16 protein-coding genes are annotated in these 19133 nt (G+C 60.1%); 4 read left to right on the plus strand and 12 right to left on the minus strand.

Annotated elements, in window-relative coordinates:
• Positions 1–59: 59 nt before the first annotated feature.
• Positions 60–2378 (minus strand): TonB-dependent receptor, encoded by a 2319-nt coding sequence (locus SOP95_RS00475; protein ID WP_323605504.1) that lies wholly within the window; start codon positions 2376–2378, stop codon positions 60–62.
• Between the two features lie 208 nt (positions 2379–2586).
• Here SOP95_RS00475 and SOP95_RS00480 point away from each other — a divergent pair, with 208 nt between their 5' ends.
• On the plus strand, positions 2587–3267 hold the full coding sequence (locus tag SOP95_RS00480; RefSeq protein ID WP_046820599.1) for a Fe2+-dependent dioxygenase: 681 nt from the start codon (positions 2587–2589) through the stop codon (positions 3265–3267).
• Positions 3264–4022, plus strand: coding sequence for a tetratricopeptide repeat protein (locus SOP95_RS00485; protein WP_323605505.1), 759 nt, complete (start codon positions 3264–3266; stop codon positions 4020–4022). The genes SOP95_RS00480 and SOP95_RS00485 overlap by 4 nt, the downstream gene beginning before the upstream one ends.
• A gap of 167 nt (positions 4023–4189) precedes the next feature.
• On the opposite strand, the gene SOP95_RS00490 is transcribed toward SOP95_RS00485, so the two are convergent.
• The 5 genes from SOP95_RS00490 to SOP95_RS00510 all read right to left on the minus strand — a co-directional run bounded on the left by SOP95_RS00490 (position 4190) and on the right by SOP95_RS00510 (position 9461).
• Positions 4190–5353 carry a type III PLP-dependent enzyme gene (locus SOP95_RS00490; protein ID WP_046820597.1) on the minus strand — a complete coding sequence of 388 codons (1164 nt, stop codon included), beginning with the start codon at positions 5351–5353 and terminating at the stop codon, positions 4190–4192.
• A gap of 657 nt (positions 5354–6010) precedes the next feature.
• Positions 6011–7168, minus strand: coding sequence for an osmoprotectant ABC transporter ATP-binding protein OsmV (locus SOP95_RS00495; protein WP_274074047.1), 1158 nt, complete (start codon positions 7166–7168; stop codon positions 6011–6013).
• Complete coding sequence (locus SOP95_RS00500; protein WP_046820595.1) at positions 7165–7818, minus strand: ABC transporter permease; 654 nt, start codon at positions 7816–7818, stop codon at positions 7165–7167. Before SOP95_RS00500 ends, SOP95_RS00495 begins: the two co-directional genes overlap by 4 nt.
• A gap of 12 nt (positions 7819–7830) precedes the next feature.
• Positions 7831–8724, minus strand: coding sequence for a glycine betaine ABC transporter substrate-binding protein (locus SOP95_RS00505; RefSeq protein ID WP_274074046.1), 894 nt, complete (start codon positions 8722–8724; stop codon positions 7831–7833).
• Positions 8725–8744: 20 nt separating this feature from the next.
• Positions 8745–9461 (minus strand): ABC transporter permease, encoded by a 717-nt coding sequence (locus SOP95_RS00510; RefSeq protein WP_323605508.1) that lies wholly within the window; start codon positions 9459–9461, stop codon positions 8745–8747.
• A gap of 440 nt (positions 9462–9901) precedes the next feature.
• Here SOP95_RS00510 and SOP95_RS00515 point away from each other — a divergent pair, with 440 nt between their 5' ends.
• Positions 9902–11485: a peptide chain release factor 3 gene (locus tag SOP95_RS00515; protein ID WP_060541686.1), complete on the plus strand. Its 1584-nt coding sequence runs from the start codon at positions 9902–9904 to the stop codon at positions 11483–11485.
• Positions 11486–11751: 266 nt separating this feature from the next.
• A complete protein-coding gene (locus SOP95_RS00520; protein ID WP_323605509.1) occupies positions 11752–12009 on the plus strand; it encodes a hypothetical protein in 258 nt (85 codons plus the stop codon).
• 134 nt (positions 12010–12143) lie between these two features.
• Here SOP95_RS00520 and SOP95_RS00525 read toward each other — a convergent pair whose 3' ends face one another.
• From SOP95_RS00525 to SOP95_RS00550, 6 genes are all read right to left on the minus strand, one after another.
• On the minus strand, positions 12144–13331 hold the full coding sequence (locus tag SOP95_RS00525) for a hypothetical protein (protein ID WP_323605511.1): 1188 nt from the start codon (positions 13329–13331) through the stop codon (positions 12144–12146).
• A gap of 220 nt (positions 13332–13551) precedes the next feature.
• On the minus strand, positions 13552–14532 hold the full coding sequence (locus tag SOP95_RS00530; protein WP_323605513.1) for a peptide ABC transporter ATP-binding protein: 981 nt from the start codon (positions 14530–14532) through the stop codon (positions 13552–13554).
• Complete coding sequence (locus tag SOP95_RS00535) at positions 14532–15500, minus strand: ABC transporter ATP-binding protein (protein WP_274074041.1); 969 nt, start codon at positions 15498–15500, stop codon at positions 14532–14534. Before SOP95_RS00535 ends, SOP95_RS00530 begins: the two co-directional genes overlap by 1 nt.
• Positions 15501–15510: 10 nt before the next feature.
• Positions 15511–16437, minus strand: a complete 927-nt coding sequence (locus SOP95_RS00540; RefSeq protein WP_323605515.1) for an ABC transporter permease subunit — start codon at positions 16435–16437, stop codon at positions 15511–15513.
• Positions 16438–16447: 10 nt separating this feature from the next.
• Positions 16448–17458, minus strand: coding sequence for an ABC transporter permease subunit (locus SOP95_RS00545; RefSeq protein WP_274074039.1), 1011 nt, complete (start codon positions 17456–17458; stop codon positions 16448–16450).
• A gap of 73 nt (positions 17459–17531) precedes the next feature.
• The gene (locus tag SOP95_RS00550; RefSeq protein ID WP_323605517.1) at positions 17532–19127 is read right to left on the minus strand and encodes an ABC transporter substrate-binding protein; all 1596 of its coding nucleotides are present in this window, start codon (positions 19125–19127) and stop codon (positions 17532–17534) included.
• Positions 19128–19133: the final 6 nt, after the last annotated feature.

The following is a 19133-nucleotide window of genomic DNA, read 5'->3' on the forward strand; positions in this document are numbered from 1 at the left end:
GCTGTCGAGTGCAACGAGGCTGCGATCTTTTAAAAGGCAGCGCCTACAGGTTTGAGTCATCAGAAGTGGAAGTTGGTGCTCAGCAACGCAGTCCGGCCCGCCGCCTGGTTGGCGAAGTGGGTGGAGAACGCCTTGTCGTAGTAGGTGACGTCGGTCAGGTTCTGCACGTTCAGTTGCAGGTCGATGTTCTTGGTCAGCTTGTAGGCGGCCATCGCGTCGTAACGCACATAGTCGTTGACCATGGTGGTGTTGGCCACGCTGCCGAACACGTCGTCGACATAGAACGCACCGCCACCGATGGTCAGCTTCGGCGTGACCTGGTAGGTCGTCCACAGGCTGGCGCTGTTTTTCGGGGTGTTAGGCAGTTCGTTGCCATCGTTGGCCGCACCCAGCGGACCACCGTCAACCTGCTCGCTGTCCATGTAGGCGTAACCGGCGAAGACTTGCCATTTGTCGGTGAGCTTGCCGGTGGCCGACAGCTCGACACCCTGCACGCGGGTCTTGCCGGCGTTTTCGTACGAGGTGGTATCGACCTGCACACGGGCGTTGTCTTTCTCGGTGCGGAAGATATCCGCGGTCAAGGACAGACGATCGTTCAGCAGATCCCACTTGGTACCGATTTCGTAGTTCTTGGTGGTTTCCGGCTCCATGTCGCTGCTCAGCAGGTTGCCGTTACGATCCGGAGTGCCGCCCAGCGGGTTGCCGTCCTGACCTTCGCCAAGCGTGGAGCCCGGAGGCGTCGCGGACGTTGCGTAGGACGCATAGATGCTGCCGTTTTCCGCGGGTTTGTAGACCACACCGAACTGACCGGTAACGAACTCGCTGACGTCATCGCCCTTGGAAGTCGTGGTGCCGGCGGCGTTGTAGGTCTTGTAGTCGGTGTCGAAATGGTCGTAGCGCAGGCCCATGTTCACCAGCCACTGATCGGACAACGTCAGGGTGTCGAACACGTAAAGCGCGTAGGTTTTACCCGTGGTGTCGGTGCCGGCGTAGTTGCGGCTGATCGAACCGTTCCATGGATCGTTCGGGTTCGGGTTCGCCAGCGAGGTGCAGTTGTAGCCACTTGGTGCGCCGATGATTGCCGGGTTGCAAGTGGTGGTGGCTGCGGGTGTCCCCGGCGTGGTGTCGGTGTTGACGGTGTACGAGGACTTCTTGCTTTCCTCGCGGCTCAACTCGATACCGGTGGCGAAGCTGTTCTTGAAGCCGGCGATGTAGACATCACCGAACAGGTCGGTCTGGTTGGTGGTGGTATCGGTGTTGCTGACACGGGTGTTGGCCCGACGCCAGACGGTGCCGTTGTTGACGTTGCCCTTGCTGTCGTCCGGCTGGGTCAGGATGTAGTCCTGCATGCTGCTGCCGTGGCGCAGGGTGTTCTTGACGGTCAGTGCGTCGTTCAGGTCGTGCTCGACGGCGATGGTCGCGGTGTCGGTACGGCCTTTGCGGAAGTCACGATCGGTCAGGCCGTAGAAGTTGCTGCTGTCGCCGCCGGCGTAAGGCTTGTCCGGATTGGACTTGGTACGGGCAGCGGAGCCACCGGCCGGGATGGTGTAGGGAATACCCGAGTCCGGCGTGTCGTTGCTTTCCAGGTGGTAGTAGTCAAGGTTGACGCGGGTGTCGGTGCCCAGGCCAAAGGCCAGCGATGGCGCGACGCCCCAGCGATCGTAATCGACGCTTTCACGGCCGGCGACGTTGCTTTCGTGGCTCATCAGGTTCAGACGACCGGCAGCGGTGTCGGAGAACTGGTAGTTGCCGTCCATGGTGTAGCGCTGGGTCTGGTCTGAACCCCAGGTAAAACCACCGTCGAACGAGTCGCCCAGGTGCGCTTTCTTGCTCACCAGGTTGATGCTGCCGCCGGCAGCGCCGCGACCGCCAATGGCCGAGTTCGGGCCCTTGCTCACTTCGATCGATTCAACGGCGAAGATTTCGCGGCTCTGCGAACCGGTATCGCGCACGCCGTCCAGGTAGGTGTCCCCCTGGGCATCGAAGCCACGGATGAAAGGACGGTCGCCCTGTGGGTTGCCGCCTTCGCCAGCACCGAACGTGATGCCTGGAACGGTGCGCAGTGCGTCCTGCATGTTCAGGGCGCCGGTGTCCTTGAGGACCTGCTGCGGGATGACGGTGATCGAGCGCGGAGTGTCTACCAGAGGCGCGGTGTACTTGGGCGAGGAGGCTTTCTCGACGTTGTAGGAGGTCTCGTCCTGGGCTTCGCCGGTGATCGCGGTAGCGCCAAGGGAAATGGTGTTGCTCGGCGCTTTCTCGTCGGTTTTTTCGGCGGCGAAAGCCATGTGGCCCGCAGAGCCGGCCGTGATTGCCACGCCAATGGCGCAAGTGAGCAGACGCGGTGAACTGACCGGTAGTTGTGGGTGCTGACGTGACATTTTTTATTCCCCTCCCCAAGGATTTGAGGCGGCGGAATATAGGGTAAACACGTATTCGTATCAATTGCGAAACATTACTATTCGCACTGAATTTACATTCTTTACAATTTAACCTTACGGTTTTTGCTGTTTCATTCGTCTGGCGGGTTTTACACAGGCAATAAGAATCAATACCATTGGCACCCTTTTGCTTTCAGGTGCTTGCCCCATGCTGCTGCACATTCCCGGCTTGTTCGAAAAAGAAGAAGTGCAGCGCATTCGCGAGGCCTTGCAACAGGCCGATTGGGCCGATGGCAAGATCACCGCCGGCTATCAATCGGCCAAGGCCAAGCACAACCTGCAGCTGCCGGAAGGACATCCGCTGGCCAAGGAAATCGGCGCGGCCATGCTGGAGCGGCTGTGGAAGAATCCGCAGTTCATGTCGGCGGCATTGCCGCACAAGGTGTTTCCGCCGTTGCTGAACTGTTACACGGCCGGCGGCAGTTTCGACTTCCACATCGACAACGCCGTGCGCCAGCCCAAGGGCAGTATCGAACGGGTGCGCACCGACCTTTCCGCCACGCTGTTCTTCAGCGAACCCGAGGACTATGACGGCGGCGAACTGGAAATCCAGGACACCTACGGCACCCAGCGCGTGAAGTTGCCGGCTGGGGACATGGTGCTGTACCCCGGCACCAGCCTGCACAAGGTCAATGCGGTTACCCGAGGTACACGTTACGCCTCGTTCTTCTGGACCCAAAGCCTGGTGCGCGAAGACAGCCAGCGTGCCCTGTTATTCGAGATGGACGGGGCGATCCGGCAGTTGACCGAGGACGTGCCGGATCACCCTTCGCTGATTCGCCTGACCGGTACCTATCACAACCTGTTGCGTCGCTGGGTCGAGGTATGAGTTTTCAATTGCGTCGCGAGGAAGTCTTCGACGGCGATGCGCTCAAATCCATGCTTGATGAAAGCCCGGCCCGTGCTGCCCAAGCCATTTTGATGGCTGCCCGCGAAAACCTCCTCGATGCCCAGGCGTTGCTCGGGCAGATTCTGCTGGACGGGCAGGGGATCGCCCAGGATCAGCCTCTGGCCGTGCGCTGGTTTGACATCGCCGCCCGGCGTGGACATCTGATGGCGCGCAACATGCTCGGGCGTTGTCATGAGCATGGTTGGGGCTGCGAGGCGGATGCCGCTGTTGCCGCCGTACACTATCGCCAGGCTGCAGAAGCCGGGCTGGATTGGGCGATGTACAACTACGCCAATCTGCTGGCGACCGGGCGTGGGGTGGTTGAGGATCAACTGCAGGCGCTCAACCTCTATCGCCGCGCGGCTGAGCTGGGCCACGCGAAGTCGATGAATCTGCTGGGGCGATATCTGGAAGAAGGGCAGGTGTGCCCTGCGGACCCGGCGGCGGCCCGTGACTGGTATCGGCGTTCGGCCGAGGGTGGGGATTTTCGCGGGCAGTTCAGCTTTGCGGCGGTGTTGGCTGATGAAGGGAATGTCGATCAAGCGCTGGTTTGGCTACGTAAGGCGCTGATCACCGGGAATCTGAATTTTCTGCGGGTGGCGAGCGGGGCGCTGATGAGCGCCACGGATCCGCGCATCCAGATGCTGGCGAACGATTACCGCCGCCGCTGCACCGAACTCGCCTCGGTCCTGTAGGAGCCGGCTTGCTGGCGATTAACGGTCACGCGGTATATCTGGTTAACCGCGGTGCCTGGATCGCCAGCAAGCCGGCTCCTACAGGGTTGTGGTGGGTCGATATTTTGTAATCACCCACAAAAAAGCCCATGACACGTCATGGGCTTTTTGATTTCTGCGAGCGGTACTTACACGTAGAACGACTTCAGCGGCGGGAAGCCATTGAACTCGACGGCGCTGTAGCTGGTGGTGTACGCACCGGTCGACAGCCAGTACAGGCGATCACCGATGGCCAGGTTCAGCGGCAGGCCGTACTTGTAGTTCTCGTACATGATGTCGGCGCTGTCGCAGGTAGGACCGGCGATGACGACTTCTTCCATCTCGCCTTTCTTTTCGGTCCAGATCGGGAACTTGATGGCTTCGTCCATGGTTTCGATCAGGCCGGAGAACTTGCCCACGTCCGTGTACACCCAACGCTCGACGGCGGTACGGGATTTACGCGCGACCAGCACCACTTCGCTGACCAGGATGCCGGCGTTGGCGATCAGCGAACGGCCCGGCTCCAGGATGATTTCCGGCAGGTCGTCGCCGAAGTCTTCCTTGAGGAAGCGAATGATTTCTTCAGCGTAGGTTTCCAGGCTGTTGGTGCGGGTGATGTAGTTGGCCGGGAAGCCACCGCCCATGTTGATCAGCTTCAGAACGATGCCGTCTTCTTCCTTCAGGCGCTCGAAGATCACCTTGACCTTGGCGATCGCGGCGTCCCAGACGCTGATGTCGCGCTGCTGCGAGCCAACGTGGAAGGAGATGCCGTACGGCACCAGGCCCAGGTCACGGGCGAGGATCAGCAGGTCCATGGCCATGTCGGTCTGGCAGCCGAATTTGCGCGACAAAGGCCAGTCGGCGGTGGTCGAGCCTTCGGTCAGGATACGTACGTAGACTTTCGAACCCGGTGCGGCCTTGGCGATGTTGCGCAAGTCGGCTTCGGAGTCGGTGGCATACAGGCGCACGCCCTTCTCGTAGAAGTAGCGGATGTCCTTGGATTTCTTGATGGTGTTGCCGTAGCTGATCTGGTCGGCGCTGACGCCGCGGCTCAGCACTTTGTCCAGCTCGTAGATCGAGGCGATGTCGAAGCTCGAGCCTTTCTCTTTGAGCAGGTCGATGATTTCCACGGCCGGGTTGGCCTTGACCGCGTAGTAGACCTTGGCGAATTCGAAACCGGCGCGCAGGTCATCGTAGGCCTGGCTGATCATCGCGGTGTCGATCACCACGAACGGGGTTTCTTGCTTGTCGGCGAACGCCTTCATTTTCTGAAAGGTTTCGCGCGCGAAATAATCTTCGACCTGGATCGACATGCTGGGAACTCCTACTGGCAAACTGAAATTATCAATGGGTGCAAATGAACGTCCTCCGTATCCCCACTTTGGTTCGCCTACTTCCCAAGGCATGTCGCCGAAAGCAAAAAGGCCATGGGGAAGCGCTGCTTTCCCTTGGCCTTGCTGTCTCGTCGTCAGTACTTGAGCCGGATGGATCGTTTCCAGCATGGACGTTCGGCGCGAACTTTAGGGCGTGAGGGGCTTGAGATCAACAAAAAATGTCGCGTTTGTGCACGCTTCTGACGTGCGTCACGGATATCACTCTTTGTAGCGGACCGAGATGACGAACAGATGTTCCCCAAGAATTTTCAAGTGTTAAAAATACCTGCACGTTCGACGCTGTTGTGCGCCAATTTGCTGGGAGTATGAAGGCGTCAACATCGGCGACGTTGGCGGCGAGAGAAGGGGTGAAAGGGGATTTTGGTTGATAAGGAAGGTCTGGCAGGGCAAGAATTTCAAACATTGCTGTTGATATTTCTTGCCGCCCTGCAGATCACTGAACAATCACACTGAACCTGTGGGAGCCAGCCTGCTGGCGATGACAATTTCATCATCAAAACAGAGTTGACTGACATTGACCTATCGCCAGCAGGCTGGCTCCCACAGTTTTTCATGTTTACCGGGCGGTTCGAGTTATCAGGCGACCACTGCTTCAGCCGGCGAGACGATGCTGGTCTTCATCCCACGGGAACGACCGGAACTCAAATAAGCCGCAATCGACTCCTGAGTCACCTCACCCAAAAACACCCGCTCGGCATCCATCACCGGCAACCACGAGCGATTGAACTCATACATGCGCGACAACAGGATGCGCAAATGCTCGTCATACGCCGCCGTGGCGTTGAACTCACGCAGATACTGCCCGCAAGTGCCGCTCTGACGGTGCAGGTCGCGACGACGCACATAACCCAGCGCCTTGTTCTCGGCACAGGTGACCACCACGTAGCGACGGTCATGCTCGTCCATCAATTCCAGCGCATCGGCCACCGGCGTTTCCGGGCTTACCGACGGCGCGTTGTCCGCCGCATCTTCGGCTTTCACCAGCAACAGACGCTTGAGGGTGCTGTCCTGGCCGACGAAATTGCTGACGAAATCGTCCGCCGGGTGCGCCAGCAGGGTGTCCGGATGGTCGATCTGCAGCAGTTTGCCGGCGCGGAAGATCGCGATCTTGTCGCCCAGCTTGATGGCTTCGTCGATGTCGTGGCTGACCATGATCACGGTCTTGTTCAGCGCCCGCTGCATCTCGAAGAACTCGTTCTGGATCATCTCGCGGTTGATCGGGTCGACCGCGCCGAACGGTTCGTCCATCAGCAACAGCGGTGCATCGGCGGCCAGTGCGCGAATCACGCCGATCCGCTGTTGCTGGCCACCGGACAGTTCCCGCGGGTAGCGATGCAGGTACTGCTTGGGTTCCAGCTTGATCATGCTCATCAACTCGCGGGCGCGGTCGTGGCATTTCTGTTTGTCCCAGCCGAGCAGCTTGGGCACCACCACGATGTTTTCTTCGATGGTCATGTTGGGGAACAGGCCGATCTGCTGGATCACATAACCGATGTTGCGGCGCAGGGTCACTTCGTCGAGGCCGGTGGTGTCTTCGCCATTGATCAGGATCTTGCCCGAGGTCGGTTTGATCAGGCGGTTGATCATCTTCAGCGTGGTGCTCTTGCCGCAACCCGAAGGCCCGAGGAATACGCAGATTTCGCCTTCATTGACGGTCAGGCTCACCGAGTCCACGGCTTTCACGTCTTTGCCGTTGCTTTGGAAGGTCTTGCTGAGGTTTTGAAGTTCAATCATTTGAGCAGTCCTTTTGGAGTCAGCGAGCGTTGCAGCCATTGCAGAAGCAGGTCGGCGAAGATGGCCAGGAGGCTGACCAGCACGGCGCCGACGATCAGCATCGACATGTCGCTGCGGCTGATGGAAGCGAGGATGAGTACGCCGAGGCCGCCGGCGCCGATGGTGGCGGCGATGGTCATGACGCCGATGTTCATGACCACGGCGGTGCGCACACCGGCGAGGATCACCGGCACGGCAATCGGCAGTTCGACCATGCGCAGGCGTTGGCCGAAGGTCATGCCGATGCCGCGCGCGGCTTCGCGGATGCCCGGTTCGACGTTGGTCAGGGCCAGGTAGGTGTTACGCATGATCGGCAGCAGCGAATACAGGAATACCGCGGTGATGGCCGGCATCGGGCCCAGGCCTTGGCCGAACTTGGAGTAGAACGGCAGCAGCAGGCCGAACAGGGCAATCGACGGCACGGTCAGCAGCACCGTGGCGCTGGCCTGGAGCGGGCCGGCGAGCGTCGGGAAACGCGTCATCAACACGCCCAGCGGCACGCCGACCACGATCGCCAGGGTCACGGCGATGCCCACCAGGGTGATGTGTTGTCCGGTCAGGTGCAGTACCTGTGCCCAGTCGAGGTGGGAAAAGGCGTTGAGAAATTCCATGGCTTTTCCTCCTTATTTGATTGGATGCTGGCGCAGGAAATCTGCGGCAACGGACGAAGGACTTTGGTGATCGACATCGACCCGTGCATTGAGCTCGCGCATGGTGTTGTCGTCGAACAGTTCAGCCAGCGGCTTGAGCTGTTCGGCCAATTGCGGGTGCGCATCGAGGTAGGCCTGGCGCACCACGGGCGCGGCGGTGTAGTCGGGGAAGTAGTGCTTGTCGTCTTCCAGCAGCTTGAGCTTGAAGGCGTTCAAGCGACCGTCGGTGGTGTAGACCAGACCGGCGAATACTTGACCGTTGCGCAGGGCGGTGTAGACCAGGCCGGCGTCCATCTGGCGGATGTTCTTGCGGGTCAGGCTCATGTCGTACAGCTTGACCATGCCGTCCAGACCGTCGGAACGGTTGGCGAACTCGGTGTCCAGCGCCACCAGATTGTTGGTCCTGGCTTCATCGCGCAGCACCTTGTTCAGATCGCTGATGCTGTGGATCTGCGGGTATTTATCCGCGACGTTTTTCGGCAGGGCGAGGGCATAGGTGTTGCTGAATTTCGACGGGGTCAGCCAGACCAGGCCTTTTTTCCCGTCGAGTTCTTTCACCCGGGCGTAGGACTGTTCGCTGTCGAGTTTTTCCGTCACATGGTTGTAGGCCACCAGCGACACGCCGGTGTATTCCCAAAGCATGTCCAGCTGCCCGCTTTCGTGTGCGCTGCGGGCCAGATTGCTGCCCAGGCCGCCGGTCACCTGCACGTCATAACCCTTGGTGCGCAGGTACTGGGAGGTGATCTCCGCCAGCAGCGTCTGTTCGGTGAACACCCGGGCGCCGATGCGGATCAACGGTTTTTCCGCGGCTTGGGCAAATCCTGCGAACAGCAGGACGCAGCCCAGTAAAAAGCTTGAAGTCTTCATGATGATTCCTTTGCCGAGGCTTAAGACGGGCGCAAACCGCGTTCGAGCCAGAGACGGCTGGCGATTGTCACCAGGCCATCGAGCAGCAACGCCAGCAGGGCGGTGCAGGCCGCGCCCAGCAGCAGTTGCGGCTGGTTGTTCAGGGCGATGCCGGGGAAGATCAGGCTGCCCAGGCTGTTGGCGCCGATCAGGAACGCCAGTGGCGCGGTACCCACGTTGATCGCCAGCGCCACGCGCACGCCACCGATGATGATCGGCACGGCATTTGGCAGTTCGACCCGCCACAGCACTTGAGACGGGGTCATGCCGATGCCGACGGCGGCTTCCTTGAGCGAACCCTGGACGTTTTTCAGGCCTTCGTAGGTGTTGCGCACGATGGGCAACAGTGAAGCGAGGAACAGGGCGAAGATCGCGGGGCCGCTGCCGATGCCGAGGATGCCCAGGGCGATGGCCAGTACGGCGAGAGGCGGCACGGTGTTGCCGATGTTGAAGAGCTGCATGAAGCGCTCGGCGCGACCCACCATGCTCGGGCGGCTGAGGAAGATGCCGGCGGGGATGCCCACAACGAGGGCGGCCAGCATGGAAGCGAGGACGAGAATCAGATGAGCTTGCAGGTAAAACAACAAATCGTCGCGGTAGTGTTCGATCGTGTTGATGCCGATCCAGTGGATCAGCAGGGCCAGAAGGGCGATTACCAGCGCGCCTCCTATCAGCCCTTTGCCATAGCGAATAGCCACAGGCGGACTCCTTTTTTTCAGTCGGCGAACACTTCCCCGTGTGGCAACGCCATTCCTGGCTGCCGAAAAAGTGATCGCGAGATGCAGCTCATGCCGAGCGCTTTCCACTGTAGGAGCGAGCTTGCTCGCGATGGGCGTCAACGATAACGCTGGGTACCTGAATGTACGCGTTGTCTGGACGTTTTTCGCGAGCAAGCTCGCTCCTACAGAGGGTCGGCGCACGGCTATCGAGCCATGAGCACAGCCTCGTCAGGCTGAAATGCGGGTGTTTCAGGCCCCCGACGAGTGGTCGTTACGGGGGAGTGGACGTCTCCGTGCTTTAAAAGGTTCCCATCTACGGCAGCATTTGGCCACCCCTGATGTGCTCAACGGTTCGGTTATTGACTCAACTTGGGCTATAATCTGCGCCCTTTTTTGAATCACCTGCCAGGCGATTTCCCATGACCAAACAGGCCGCCGAAGTCGCGAAACGCCGCACTTTCGCCATTATTTCCCACCCCGATGCCGGTAAGACCACCATCACCGAGAAGCTCTTGCTGATGGGCAAGGCGATTGCGGTAGCCGGTACGGTGAAATCTCGTAAATCCGACCGCCATGCCACCTCCGACTGGATGGAAATGGAAAAACAACGGGGTATTTCCATTACCACGTCGGTCATGCAGTTCCCGTATCGCGAGCACATGATCAACCTGCTCGACACCCCGGGCCACGAAGACTTCTCCGAAGATACCTACCGCACCCTGACGGCAGTGGACTCGGCCTTGATGGTCCTCGACGGCGGTAAGGGCGTTGAGCCACGGACCATCGCCCTGATGGACGTCTGCCGTCTGCGTGACACGCCGATCGTCAGCTTCATCAACAAACTCGACCGTGACATCCGCGACCCGATCGAACTGCTCGACGAAATCGAAGCGGTCCTCAAGATCAAGGCCGCGCCGATCACCTGGCCGATCGGCTGCTACCGTGATTTTAAAGGCGTGTATCACCTCGCCGACGACTACATCATCGTCTACACCGCCGGTCACGGCCACGAACGTACCGAAACCAAGATCATCGAGAAGCTCGATTCCGATGAAGCCCGCGCCCACCTGGGTGACGAGTACGAGCGTTTCATCGAGCAACTGGAGCTGGTGCAGGGTGCCTGCCACGAATTCAACCAGCAGGAATTCCTCGATGGCCAGCTGACCCCGGTGTTCTTCGGTACCGCACTGGGCAACTTCGGTGTCGACCACGTACTCGACGCCGTCGTTGACTGGGCGCCGCGCCCACTGGCCCGGGTGGCCAACGAGCGCACCGTGGAGCCGGTGGAAGAGAAGTTCTCGGGCTTCATCTTCAAGATCCAGGCGAACATGGACCCGAAACACCGCGACCGTATCGCCTTCATGCGCATCTGCTCCGGCAAGTACGAAAAAGGCATGAAGATGCGCCACGTGCGCACCGGCAAGGACGTGCGCATCGGCGACGCGCTGACCTTCTTCTCCTCCGAGCGTGAGCAACTGGAAGAAGCGTTTGCCGGGGACATCATCGGCCTGCACAACCACGGCACCATCCAGATCGGCGACACCTTCAGCGAAGGCGAAGTCCTGGGCTTCACCGGCATCCCGCACTTCGCGCCGGAACTGTTCCGCCGCGTACGCCTGAAGGACCCGCTGAAATCCAAGCAACTGCGCCAGGGCCTGCAACAGCTGGCCGAAGAAGGCGCGACCCAGGTGTTCTTCCCGGAACGCAGCAACGACATCATCCTCGGCGCCGTCGGTGTGCTGCAGTTCGACGTGGTCGCCAGCCGCCTGAAGGAGGAATACAAGGTCGAGTGCTCCTACGAGCCAATCACCGTTTATTCCGCGCGCTGGATCGAATGCAGCGACAAGAAGAAGCTTGAGGAATTCTCCAACAAGGCCGTGGAAAACCTGGCACTGGACGGCGGCGGTCACCTGACCTACCTCGCGCCTACCCGGGTCAACCTGGCCCTGATGGAAGAGCGCTGGCCGGACGTGAAATTCCGCGCGACGCGCGAGCATCACTAAGCGCTACAGCAAAGGCGAAGCTTTCTGGCTTCGCCTTTTTTACAATCAAAAGATCGCAGCCTCCGGCAGCTCCTACATTGATCCGTGTAGGAGCTGCCGAAGGCTGCGATCTTTTGATCTTTTCGGCATAACTATTATTCAAAACCAGTCTGCCAATTACGGGCAATTTCCCTTAAGCGTTAGCGTCCTATTATGGAGAACGAGGCTGATCGCGACTAGATTTAATCAGCGCCAGACAGGCACTCTACGAAAGGATGGACTCGGCTATGAACAGGTTGCTACGCGTTGTGTTGCTGTTGAAGGTGTTGGTGATGCTGGCCCTCGGCAGTTCGGCGGTCTGGGCCGAGTGCGAGGATCATGAAACCCAGGCGTCGAGCGGGCAGGGGACCCACGGTGAGCTGATGATCGCCAAGTCCGAATCGGAACCGGGCGACAAGGGGCAGGGTGGTGCCGACAACGATGATGACTCGACCACCGATGAACCGGACTCCGACGATTCGGACGAAGGCGATAGCCAGACGTAAATGGCAGACAAAACAACCCCCCTGTAGGAGCGAGCTTGCTCGCGATGGACGTCAACGATGACACGTGCTTTCAGGAAGAACGCGGCGTATTTGAGTGCATCGCGAGCAAGCTCGCTCCTACAGGAGTTCTGGGCTCAGGCTTGAAGCCCGTAGACCACTGGCCCGTGATGACCGAAGTCGATGAACGCCTCGGCGCCAACGATAATTCGAGCAGCGCTCTGGACCTTCACATCCCACGCCAACCCTCCTGAAGGACCAAAGGAAACCCACCCGGACCCGGACCGGCCGAAGCGGGTGTCATGCTCTCCATTGTGCAACAACCTGCCAGCGATGATATGCAGTGCCCGATTGTGACCGACCACGACAATCTTGCCATCCGGCTGCTGGGCCAAGGATCTCCAGAATGTTTCAGGACCGGTGTCGGTCAATACCGGACGCCCGCCATTCCACTCCTTGTCGGGGTGACCGTCTGCGGTAAATCTCATCACCATGCCGATGGTATCCAGCAGACCGCCAGCACACACCAGCTTGCCATCAGCCTGTGCGATGAGTTGACGCATTCTGAGTGAGCCATCCGATATTGCGAAGAAAGCAAACCCATCGACACCAAATTGGCTATCGATCTTCCCTTGCAGATCATAACGTGCAAGAAAGAGCTGACCGGATAAGGTGGTCCCGCCAACAACTATTTTTCCGCCTTGAATCACAACGCTGTTAACACGGATGAAGTCATCCCCGTTTTCGATCTCGATAAAACCCCTCGTGCCGAAACCGGTATCGAGTTCACCATTACCGTGCAGGCGCACCAGCAGTGACCCTTGGGATTCACTGATGTAATAAGTGAACGACACAAGCACTTTTCCATCACCCTGCAGACAACCGTCGATCAACTCCACTTGGGAATAATCATGCTGTGCCACAGGAACAACGACACTGCCAAAGACCAGGTCAGGGCTGCCGTTGGCATTAAAGCGTCTCAGTGCTGCCCGGCGGATACCGTCGGGTTCCCGGGTCTCGCCGATCACAAGGATCTTGCGATCGTCCTGCAGTAGCAAGCGCACCGGCGTTGCCTGTTTACCGCTGACAAACTGCCACTCACCGGTGTTGCCGTCATGACCAAAGTTCGTGTCCTTGATACCGTCAAAATCGGTGCGGTACAGAGTGAAACCCTTTCCCTGCTGGGTAGCGTAGGTCAGGGCACCTTCAGCCGATAACACAACGGCCATGACCGAGCCGGCCAGAAAGTCGGGGCGGATCTGGCCAAAATCACCAAATCCCGGGTCTAGCTGACCAGCGTTTTCGATTGTTGTTTGAATTTCCATGATGCTTGCACCTGTCCCTGTCGTTTGAATGTTTCCGGGTCTACGCCTTGTGTCGCGTGACTCTCCGACGGGATTCAAACAAAACGGCTGGGCGTGCGTAACTGTCAGAAAAGACAGTGCACTTGTGCAAACAAAAGAAAAACCCCTCCTCCCTCGATTGATGGCAATCGAAAGAGAAGGGGTTTGCCTGATTAAAGCGCCTCAGTGACCGAGGCGTTATTTACGCCGCGCCGTCGAGGAATTGCTCGGCGTAATGGCAAGCCACCTGGCGACTGTCGAGCAGGCGCAAGGCCGGCTCTTCAGTGCTGCAACGCTCGGTGGCGTAAGGGCAGCGCTTGTGGAAAGCGCAGCCGGCGGGCGGGTTCAGCGGGTTGGGCAACTCGCCGACGATCTTGATTTTCGGTTTGTCCGGGTCCGGGTGGATGGTCGGCGTGGCCGACAACAGCGCCTGGGTGTACGGGTGCAGGGGACGGGTGTAGATGTCTTCCTTGGGCCCCATTTCCACCGGGCGGCCGAGGTACATCACCATCACGTGGTCGGCGACGTGACGCACCACCGCCAGGTTGTGGGAGATGAACACGTAGGCGGTGTTGAACTCTTGCTGCAGGTCCATGAACAGGTTGAGCACCTGCGCCTGGATCGACACGTCCAGCGCCGAGGTCGGTTCGTCCGCCACCAGCACTTTCGGTTGCAGCATCATGGCGCGGGCCAGGGCGATCCGCTGACGCTGACCGCCGGAGAACATGTGCGGATAGCGCTGGTAGTGCTCGGGACGCAAGCCCACCTGCTTCATCATCGCCTGGACTTTCTCGCGACGTTCGGTGGCCGACAGGTTGGTGTTGATCAGCAAGGGCTCTGCCAGCTGATCACCGATTTTCTGCCGTGGGTTCAACGAGGCGTATGGGCTCTGGAACACCATCTGCACGTCTTTGCGCAGTTGCTTGCGCTGGGCCTTGTCGGCACCGGCGACTTCCTGGCCGGCGATTTTCAGGGAGCCGGAGGACGGCTCCTCGATCAGGGTGAGGGCACGGGCCAGGGTGGACTTGCCACAGCCCGACTCACCCACGACAGCGAGGGTCTTGCCGGCTTCCAGTTCGAACGACACCCCGTTGAGGGCGCGCACGGTAGCGTGACCCTTGAACAGGCCACGGGACACTTCGTAGTGACGGGTCAGGTCGCGGGCGGTAAGTACGACGGCCATTACGCCACCTCCTGGTTCAGCGGGTAGAAGCAGCGGGCGAGGCTGTTGCTTTTCGGGTCAAGGGCCGGACGCTGCACACGGCAGTTGTCCTGCACGTACGGGCAGCGCGGCGACAGCAGGCAGCCCTGCGGACGGTCGTAGCGACCGGGGACGATGCCCGGCAGGGTCGACAGGCGCGAGGCGCCCAGGCTGTGTTCCGGAATCGCCTTGAGCAGCGCTTCACTGTACGGGTGCGCCGGGATATCGAACAGTTGCGGCACCTGGCCAACTTCGACAGCCTGGCCGGCGTACATTACGCACACGCGCTGGGCGGTTTCGGCCACGACCGCGAGGTCGTGGGTGATCAGCACCAGGCCCATGTTCTGCTCTTTCTGCAACGCCAGCAGCAGGTCCATGATCTGCGCCTGGATCGTTACGTCCAGCGCGGTGGTCGGTTCGTCGGCGATCAGCAGTTTCGGCTCGCCGGCAATCGCCATGGCGATCGCAACGCGCTGGCTCATGCCACCGGACAGTTGGTGCGGGTAGGCGTCCATGCGGCTGGCCGCGCCCGGGATTTCTACTTTTTCCAGCAACTCGATGGCGCGCTTGCGCGCGGCCTTGCCGGACATTTTCAGGTGCAGGCGCAGCACTTCTTCGATCTGGAAACCGACGGTGTAGCTCGGGTTCAGCGCGGTCATCGGGTCCTGGAAGACCATCGACAGGTCCTTGCCGACGATCTGCCGACGCTGACGGTTGCTGAGCTTGAGCATGTCCTTGCCGTCGAAGCTGAGCGAGTCGGCGGTGACGATGCCGGGATGCTCGATCAGGCCCATCAGCGCCATCATGGTCACGGATTTACCCGAACCAGACTCGCCAACGATGGCCAGCACTTCGCCCTTGTCCACTTTCAGGTCGAGGCCATCGACCACGGGCGTGGCGTTCTTGTCGCCGAAGCGAACGTTGAGATTCTTGATTTCTAACAGTGACATTGGAATCTCCTCAGGCGGCGTTCTTGAGTTTCGGGTCCAGCGCGTCGCGCAGGCCGTCACCCATCAAGTTGATTGCCAGCACGCTGAGCAAAATGGTCAAACCAGGCAGACTGACTACCCACCAGGCGCGTTCGATGTAGTCGCGAGCCGAGGCCAGCATGGTGCCCCACTCAGGGGTTGGCGGCTGAACGCCAAGGCCGAGGAAGCCCAGTGCGGCGGCATCGAGAATCGCCGAGGAGAAGCTCAGGGTGGCCTGGACGATCAGCGGCGCCATGCAGTTGGGCAGCACGGTGACGAACATCAGGCGTGGCAGGCCGGCACCGGCCAGGCGCGCGGCGGTCACGTAGTCGCGGTTCAGTTCACCCATCACCGCGGCGCGGGTCAAACGAACGTAGGACGGCAGGGACACCACGGCGATGGCGATCACGGTGTTGATCAGGCCAGGGCCGAGGATGGCGACGATCGCCACGGCCAGCAGCAGGGACGGCAGGGCCAGCATGATGTCCATCAGGCGCATGATGGTCGGGCCGACGGCTTTCGGGAAGAAACCGGCGAACAGGCCCAGCAGGATCCCCGGTATCAGCGACATCACCACCGACGACAAGCCGATCAGCAGCGACAGGCGCGAACCCTGGATCAGGCGCGACAGCAGGTCGCGACCCAGTTCATCGGTCCCCAGCAGGAACTGGATCTGCCCGCCTTCCAGCCAGGCTGGCGGGGTGAGCAGGAAGTCGCGGTACTGCTCGCTCGGGTCATGGGGGGCAACCCACGGGGCGAAGATGGCGCAGAAAATCACCAGCAGCATGAACATCAGGCCGGCAACGGCACCTTTGTTCCTGGAAAACGCTTGCCAGAATTCCTTGTATGGAGACGGGTACAGCAGGCTTTGATCCACGGCGGAAGCGGCGGTGGCTACTGAGGATGTTGGAGTGCTCATGGTATTGACCTCAGCGCTGATGACGGATGCGTGGGTTGGCAAAGCCGTAGAGGATGTCCACTACGAAGTTGACCAGAATCACCAGGCAGGCGATTAACAGGATGCCGTTTTGTACGACGGGGTAGTCACGGGCGCCAATGGCTTCGATCAGCCATTTGCCGATGCCCGGCCAGGAGAAGATGGTCTCGGTCAGGACCGCACCGGCCAGCAGTGTGCCGACTTGCAGGCCGACCACGGTCAGCACCGGAATCAGCGCGTTGCGCAGGCCGTGCACGAACACCACGCGCGACGGCGACAGGCCTTTGGCGCGGGCGGTACGGATGTAGTCTTCACGCAGCACTTCGAGCATCGACGAACGGGTCATGCGCGCGATCACCGCCAGCGGGATGGTGCCCAGCACGATGGCCGGCAGGATCAGGTGATGCAGGGCATCGAAGAACGCGCCGACGTCATCGGCCAGCAGCGTATCGATCAGCATGAAGCCGGTGCGCGGCTCGATGTCATAGAGCAGGTCGATCCGCCCGGACACCGGGGTCCAGCCCAGGGACACCGAGAAGAACATGATCAGGATCAGACCCCACCAGAAGATCGGCATCGAGTAGCCCGCCAGGGAGATGCCCATCACCCCATGGTCGAACAGGGACCCTCGCTTGAGGGCCGCGATCACCCCGGCCAGCAGGCCCAGGATGCCGGCGAACAGCAGGGCGGCCATGGACAGTTCCAGGGTCGCAGGGAAGAGGGAGGTGAACTCGTTCCAGACGCTTTCACGGGTACGCAGGGATTCCCCGAGATCGCCGTGGGCCAGTTTGCCGATGTAATCCAGGTACTGGGCATACAGGGGTTTGTTCAGACCTAGGCGTTCCATTGCCTGAGCGTGCATTTCCGGGTCGACTCTGCGTTCGCCCATCATGACTTCCACGGGGTCGCCAGGGATCATGCGAATCAACGCGAATGTCAGCAAGGTGATGCCGAAGAACGTGGGGATCAGTAACCCCAGTCGGCGGGCAATAAAACTAAACATCGTAAGGTGTACCTCATCAGCCGGTTAGGCGTGCCCGGCATGCCAGGGTGCGGCAATGCCGGGAGTTTCTTATCTACTTCACCTGGGTGGTGGCGAAGTTATTGGTGGTGAGCGGGCTAATCTGGTAGCCCTCTACGTTGTTGCGCATTGCGGTAAACATTCTAGTGTGTGCGAGGCTGATCCATGGCTGGTCCTGGTTAAAGATAACCTGAGCCTGTTCGTACAGCGCTGCACGCTCGGCCGGGTCGGTTTTTTCACGGGCCTGGTCAAGCAGGGCCTGGAATTTTTCATTGCACCAGCGAGCGTAGTTTTCGCCGTTCTTCGCGGCCTCGCAACTGAGCATAGGCGTCAGGAAGTTATCCGGGTCGCCGTTATCGCCCGCCCATCCGGCGGAAACCATGTCGTGCTCGCCGTTTTTCGCGCGCTTGAGCATCTCGCCCCATTCCATTACGCGGATGTCGATCTTGATCCCGACCTTGGCCAGGTCGGCCTGCATCATCTGCGCGGCAAGCATCGGGTTCGGGTTGGTTGCGCCGCCACCGTTGCGGGTGAACAGGGTGAAGGTGGTGCCTTCCGGTACGCCGGCTTCCTTGAGCAGGGCGCGCGCCTTGTCCAGGTCGCGGGTCGGGTTTTTCAGCGTGTGGTTGTAGCCCAGCAGGGTGTCCGGGTACGGGTTGACCGCCACGGTGGCATTGCCCTTGCCGAACAGCGCGTTGACCGCGGCTTCCTTGTCGAACGCGATGTCGATGGCCTTGCGCACGCGCGCATCGCTCAAGTACTTGTGCGTGGTGTTGATGGCGATGTAGGCGACGGTCATCGCGTTCATTTCCTCGACCTTCAGGTTCGAGTCTTTCTTGATGCTCGGAATGTCATCCGGCTTCGGATACAGCGCGACCTGGCATTCGTTGGCCTTGAGCTTCTGCAGGCGCACGTTGTTGTCGGTGGCGATGGCCAGGATCAGCGAATCGGCCGGCGGCTTGCCACGGAAGTAGTCCGGGTTGGCCTTGAAGCGAACCTGGGCGTCCTTGTTGTAGCGCTGGAAGACGAACGGCCCGGTGCCGATCGGTTTGCTGTTGAGGTCGCCGGTCTTGTTGGCCTTGAGCAACTGGTCGGCGTACTCGGCAGGGTAGATCGAGGAGAACGCCATGGCGATGTCGGCCAGGAACGGCGCTTCGCGGCGGGTCAGGGTGAACTTGACCGTGTTGTCGTCGACCTTCTCGACGCTCTTGAGCAGCTCTTTGAAGCCCATGCTTTCAAAGTACGGGAAACCGACGCTCGAGAGCTTGTGCCACGGATGGTTCGGGTCCAGCTGGCGCTGGAAGCTCCAGACCACGTCGTCGGCATTCATGTCGCGGGTCGGCTTGAAGTAGTCGGTGGTGTGGAACTTGACGCCTTTGCGCAAGTGGAAGGTGTAGGTCAGGCCGTCTTCACTGATGTCCCAGGATTCGGCCAGGGCCGGAATCACCTCGGTGGTCCCTGGTTTGAAGTCCGCCAGGCGATTGAAGATGGTTTCGGCCGCCGCATCGGCTGTGACTGCAGTCGTGTACTGGACCATGTCGAAGCCTTCGGGGCTGTTTTCGGTACAGACGACCAGCGGCTTGGCCGATACACCCACCGCGACGCTCAGCAAGGCGGCCGCGATGGCCGCGCGTAGGGGAAGCATTTTCATCAAGAA

The organism is Pseudomonas sp. YuFO8, assembly GCF_035065025.1.
In the GTDB taxonomy this organism is placed as follows: Bacteria; Pseudomonadota; Gammaproteobacteria; order Pseudomonadales; family Pseudomonadaceae; genus Aquipseudomonas; species Aquipseudomonas putida_AE.

Bases quoted from the DNA above. Each gene is read 5' to 3' on its own strand.
- SOP95_RS00475 (WP_323605504.1), bottom strand. From the start codon at position 2,378: ATGTCACGTCAGCACCCACAACTACCGGTCAGTTCACCGCGTCTGCTC.
- SOP95_RS00480 (WP_046820599.1), top strand. From the start codon at position 2,587: ATGCTGCTGCACATTCCCGGCTTGTTCGAAAAAGAAGAAGTGCAGCGC.
- SOP95_RS00485 (WP_323605505.1), top strand. From the start codon at position 3,264: ATGAGTTTTCAATTGCGTCGCGAGGAAGTCTTCGACGGCGATGCGCTC.
- SOP95_RS00490 (WP_046820597.1), bottom strand. From the start codon at position 5,353: ATGTCGATCCAGGTCGAAGATTATTTCGCGCGCGAAACCTTTCAGAAA.
- SOP95_RS00495 (WP_274074047.1), bottom strand. From the start codon at position 7,168: ATGATTGAACTTCAAAACCTCAGCAAGACCTTCCAAAGCAACGGCAAA.
- SOP95_RS00500 (WP_046820595.1), bottom strand. From the start codon at position 7,818: ATGGAATTTCTCAACGCCTTTTCCCACCTCGACTGGGCACAGGTACTG.
- SOP95_RS00505 (WP_274074046.1), bottom strand. From the start codon at position 8,724: ATGAAGACTTCAAGCTTTTTACTGGGCTGCGTCCTGCTGTTCGCAGGA.
- SOP95_RS00515 (WP_060541686.1), top strand. From the start codon at position 9,902: ATGACCAAACAGGCCGCCGAAGTCGCGAAACGCCGCACTTTCGCCATT.
- SOP95_RS00520 (WP_323605509.1), top strand. From the start codon at position 11,752: ATGAACAGGTTGCTACGCGTTGTGTTGCTGTTGAAGGTGTTGGTGATG.
- SOP95_RS00525 (WP_323605511.1), bottom strand. From the start codon at position 13,331: ATGGAAATTCAAACAACAATCGAAAACGCTGGTCAGCTAGACCCGGGA.
- SOP95_RS00530 (WP_323605513.1), bottom strand. From the start codon at position 14,532: ATGGCCGTCGTACTTACCGCCCGCGACCTGACCCGTCACTACGAAGTG.
- SOP95_RS00535 (WP_274074041.1), bottom strand. From the start codon at position 15,500: ATGTCACTGTTAGAAATCAAGAATCTCAACGTTCGCTTCGGCGACAAG.
- SOP95_RS00540 (WP_323605515.1), bottom strand. From the start codon at position 16,437: ATGAGCACTCCAACATCCTCAGTAGCCACCGCCGCTTCCGCCGTGGAT.
- SOP95_RS00545 (WP_274074039.1), bottom strand. From the start codon at position 17,458: ATGTTTAGTTTTATTGCCCGCCGACTGGGGTTACTGATCCCCACGTTC.
- SOP95_RS00550 (WP_323605517.1), bottom strand. From the start codon at position 19,127: ATGAAAATGCTTCCCCTACGCGCGGCCATCGCGGCCGCCTTGCTGAGC.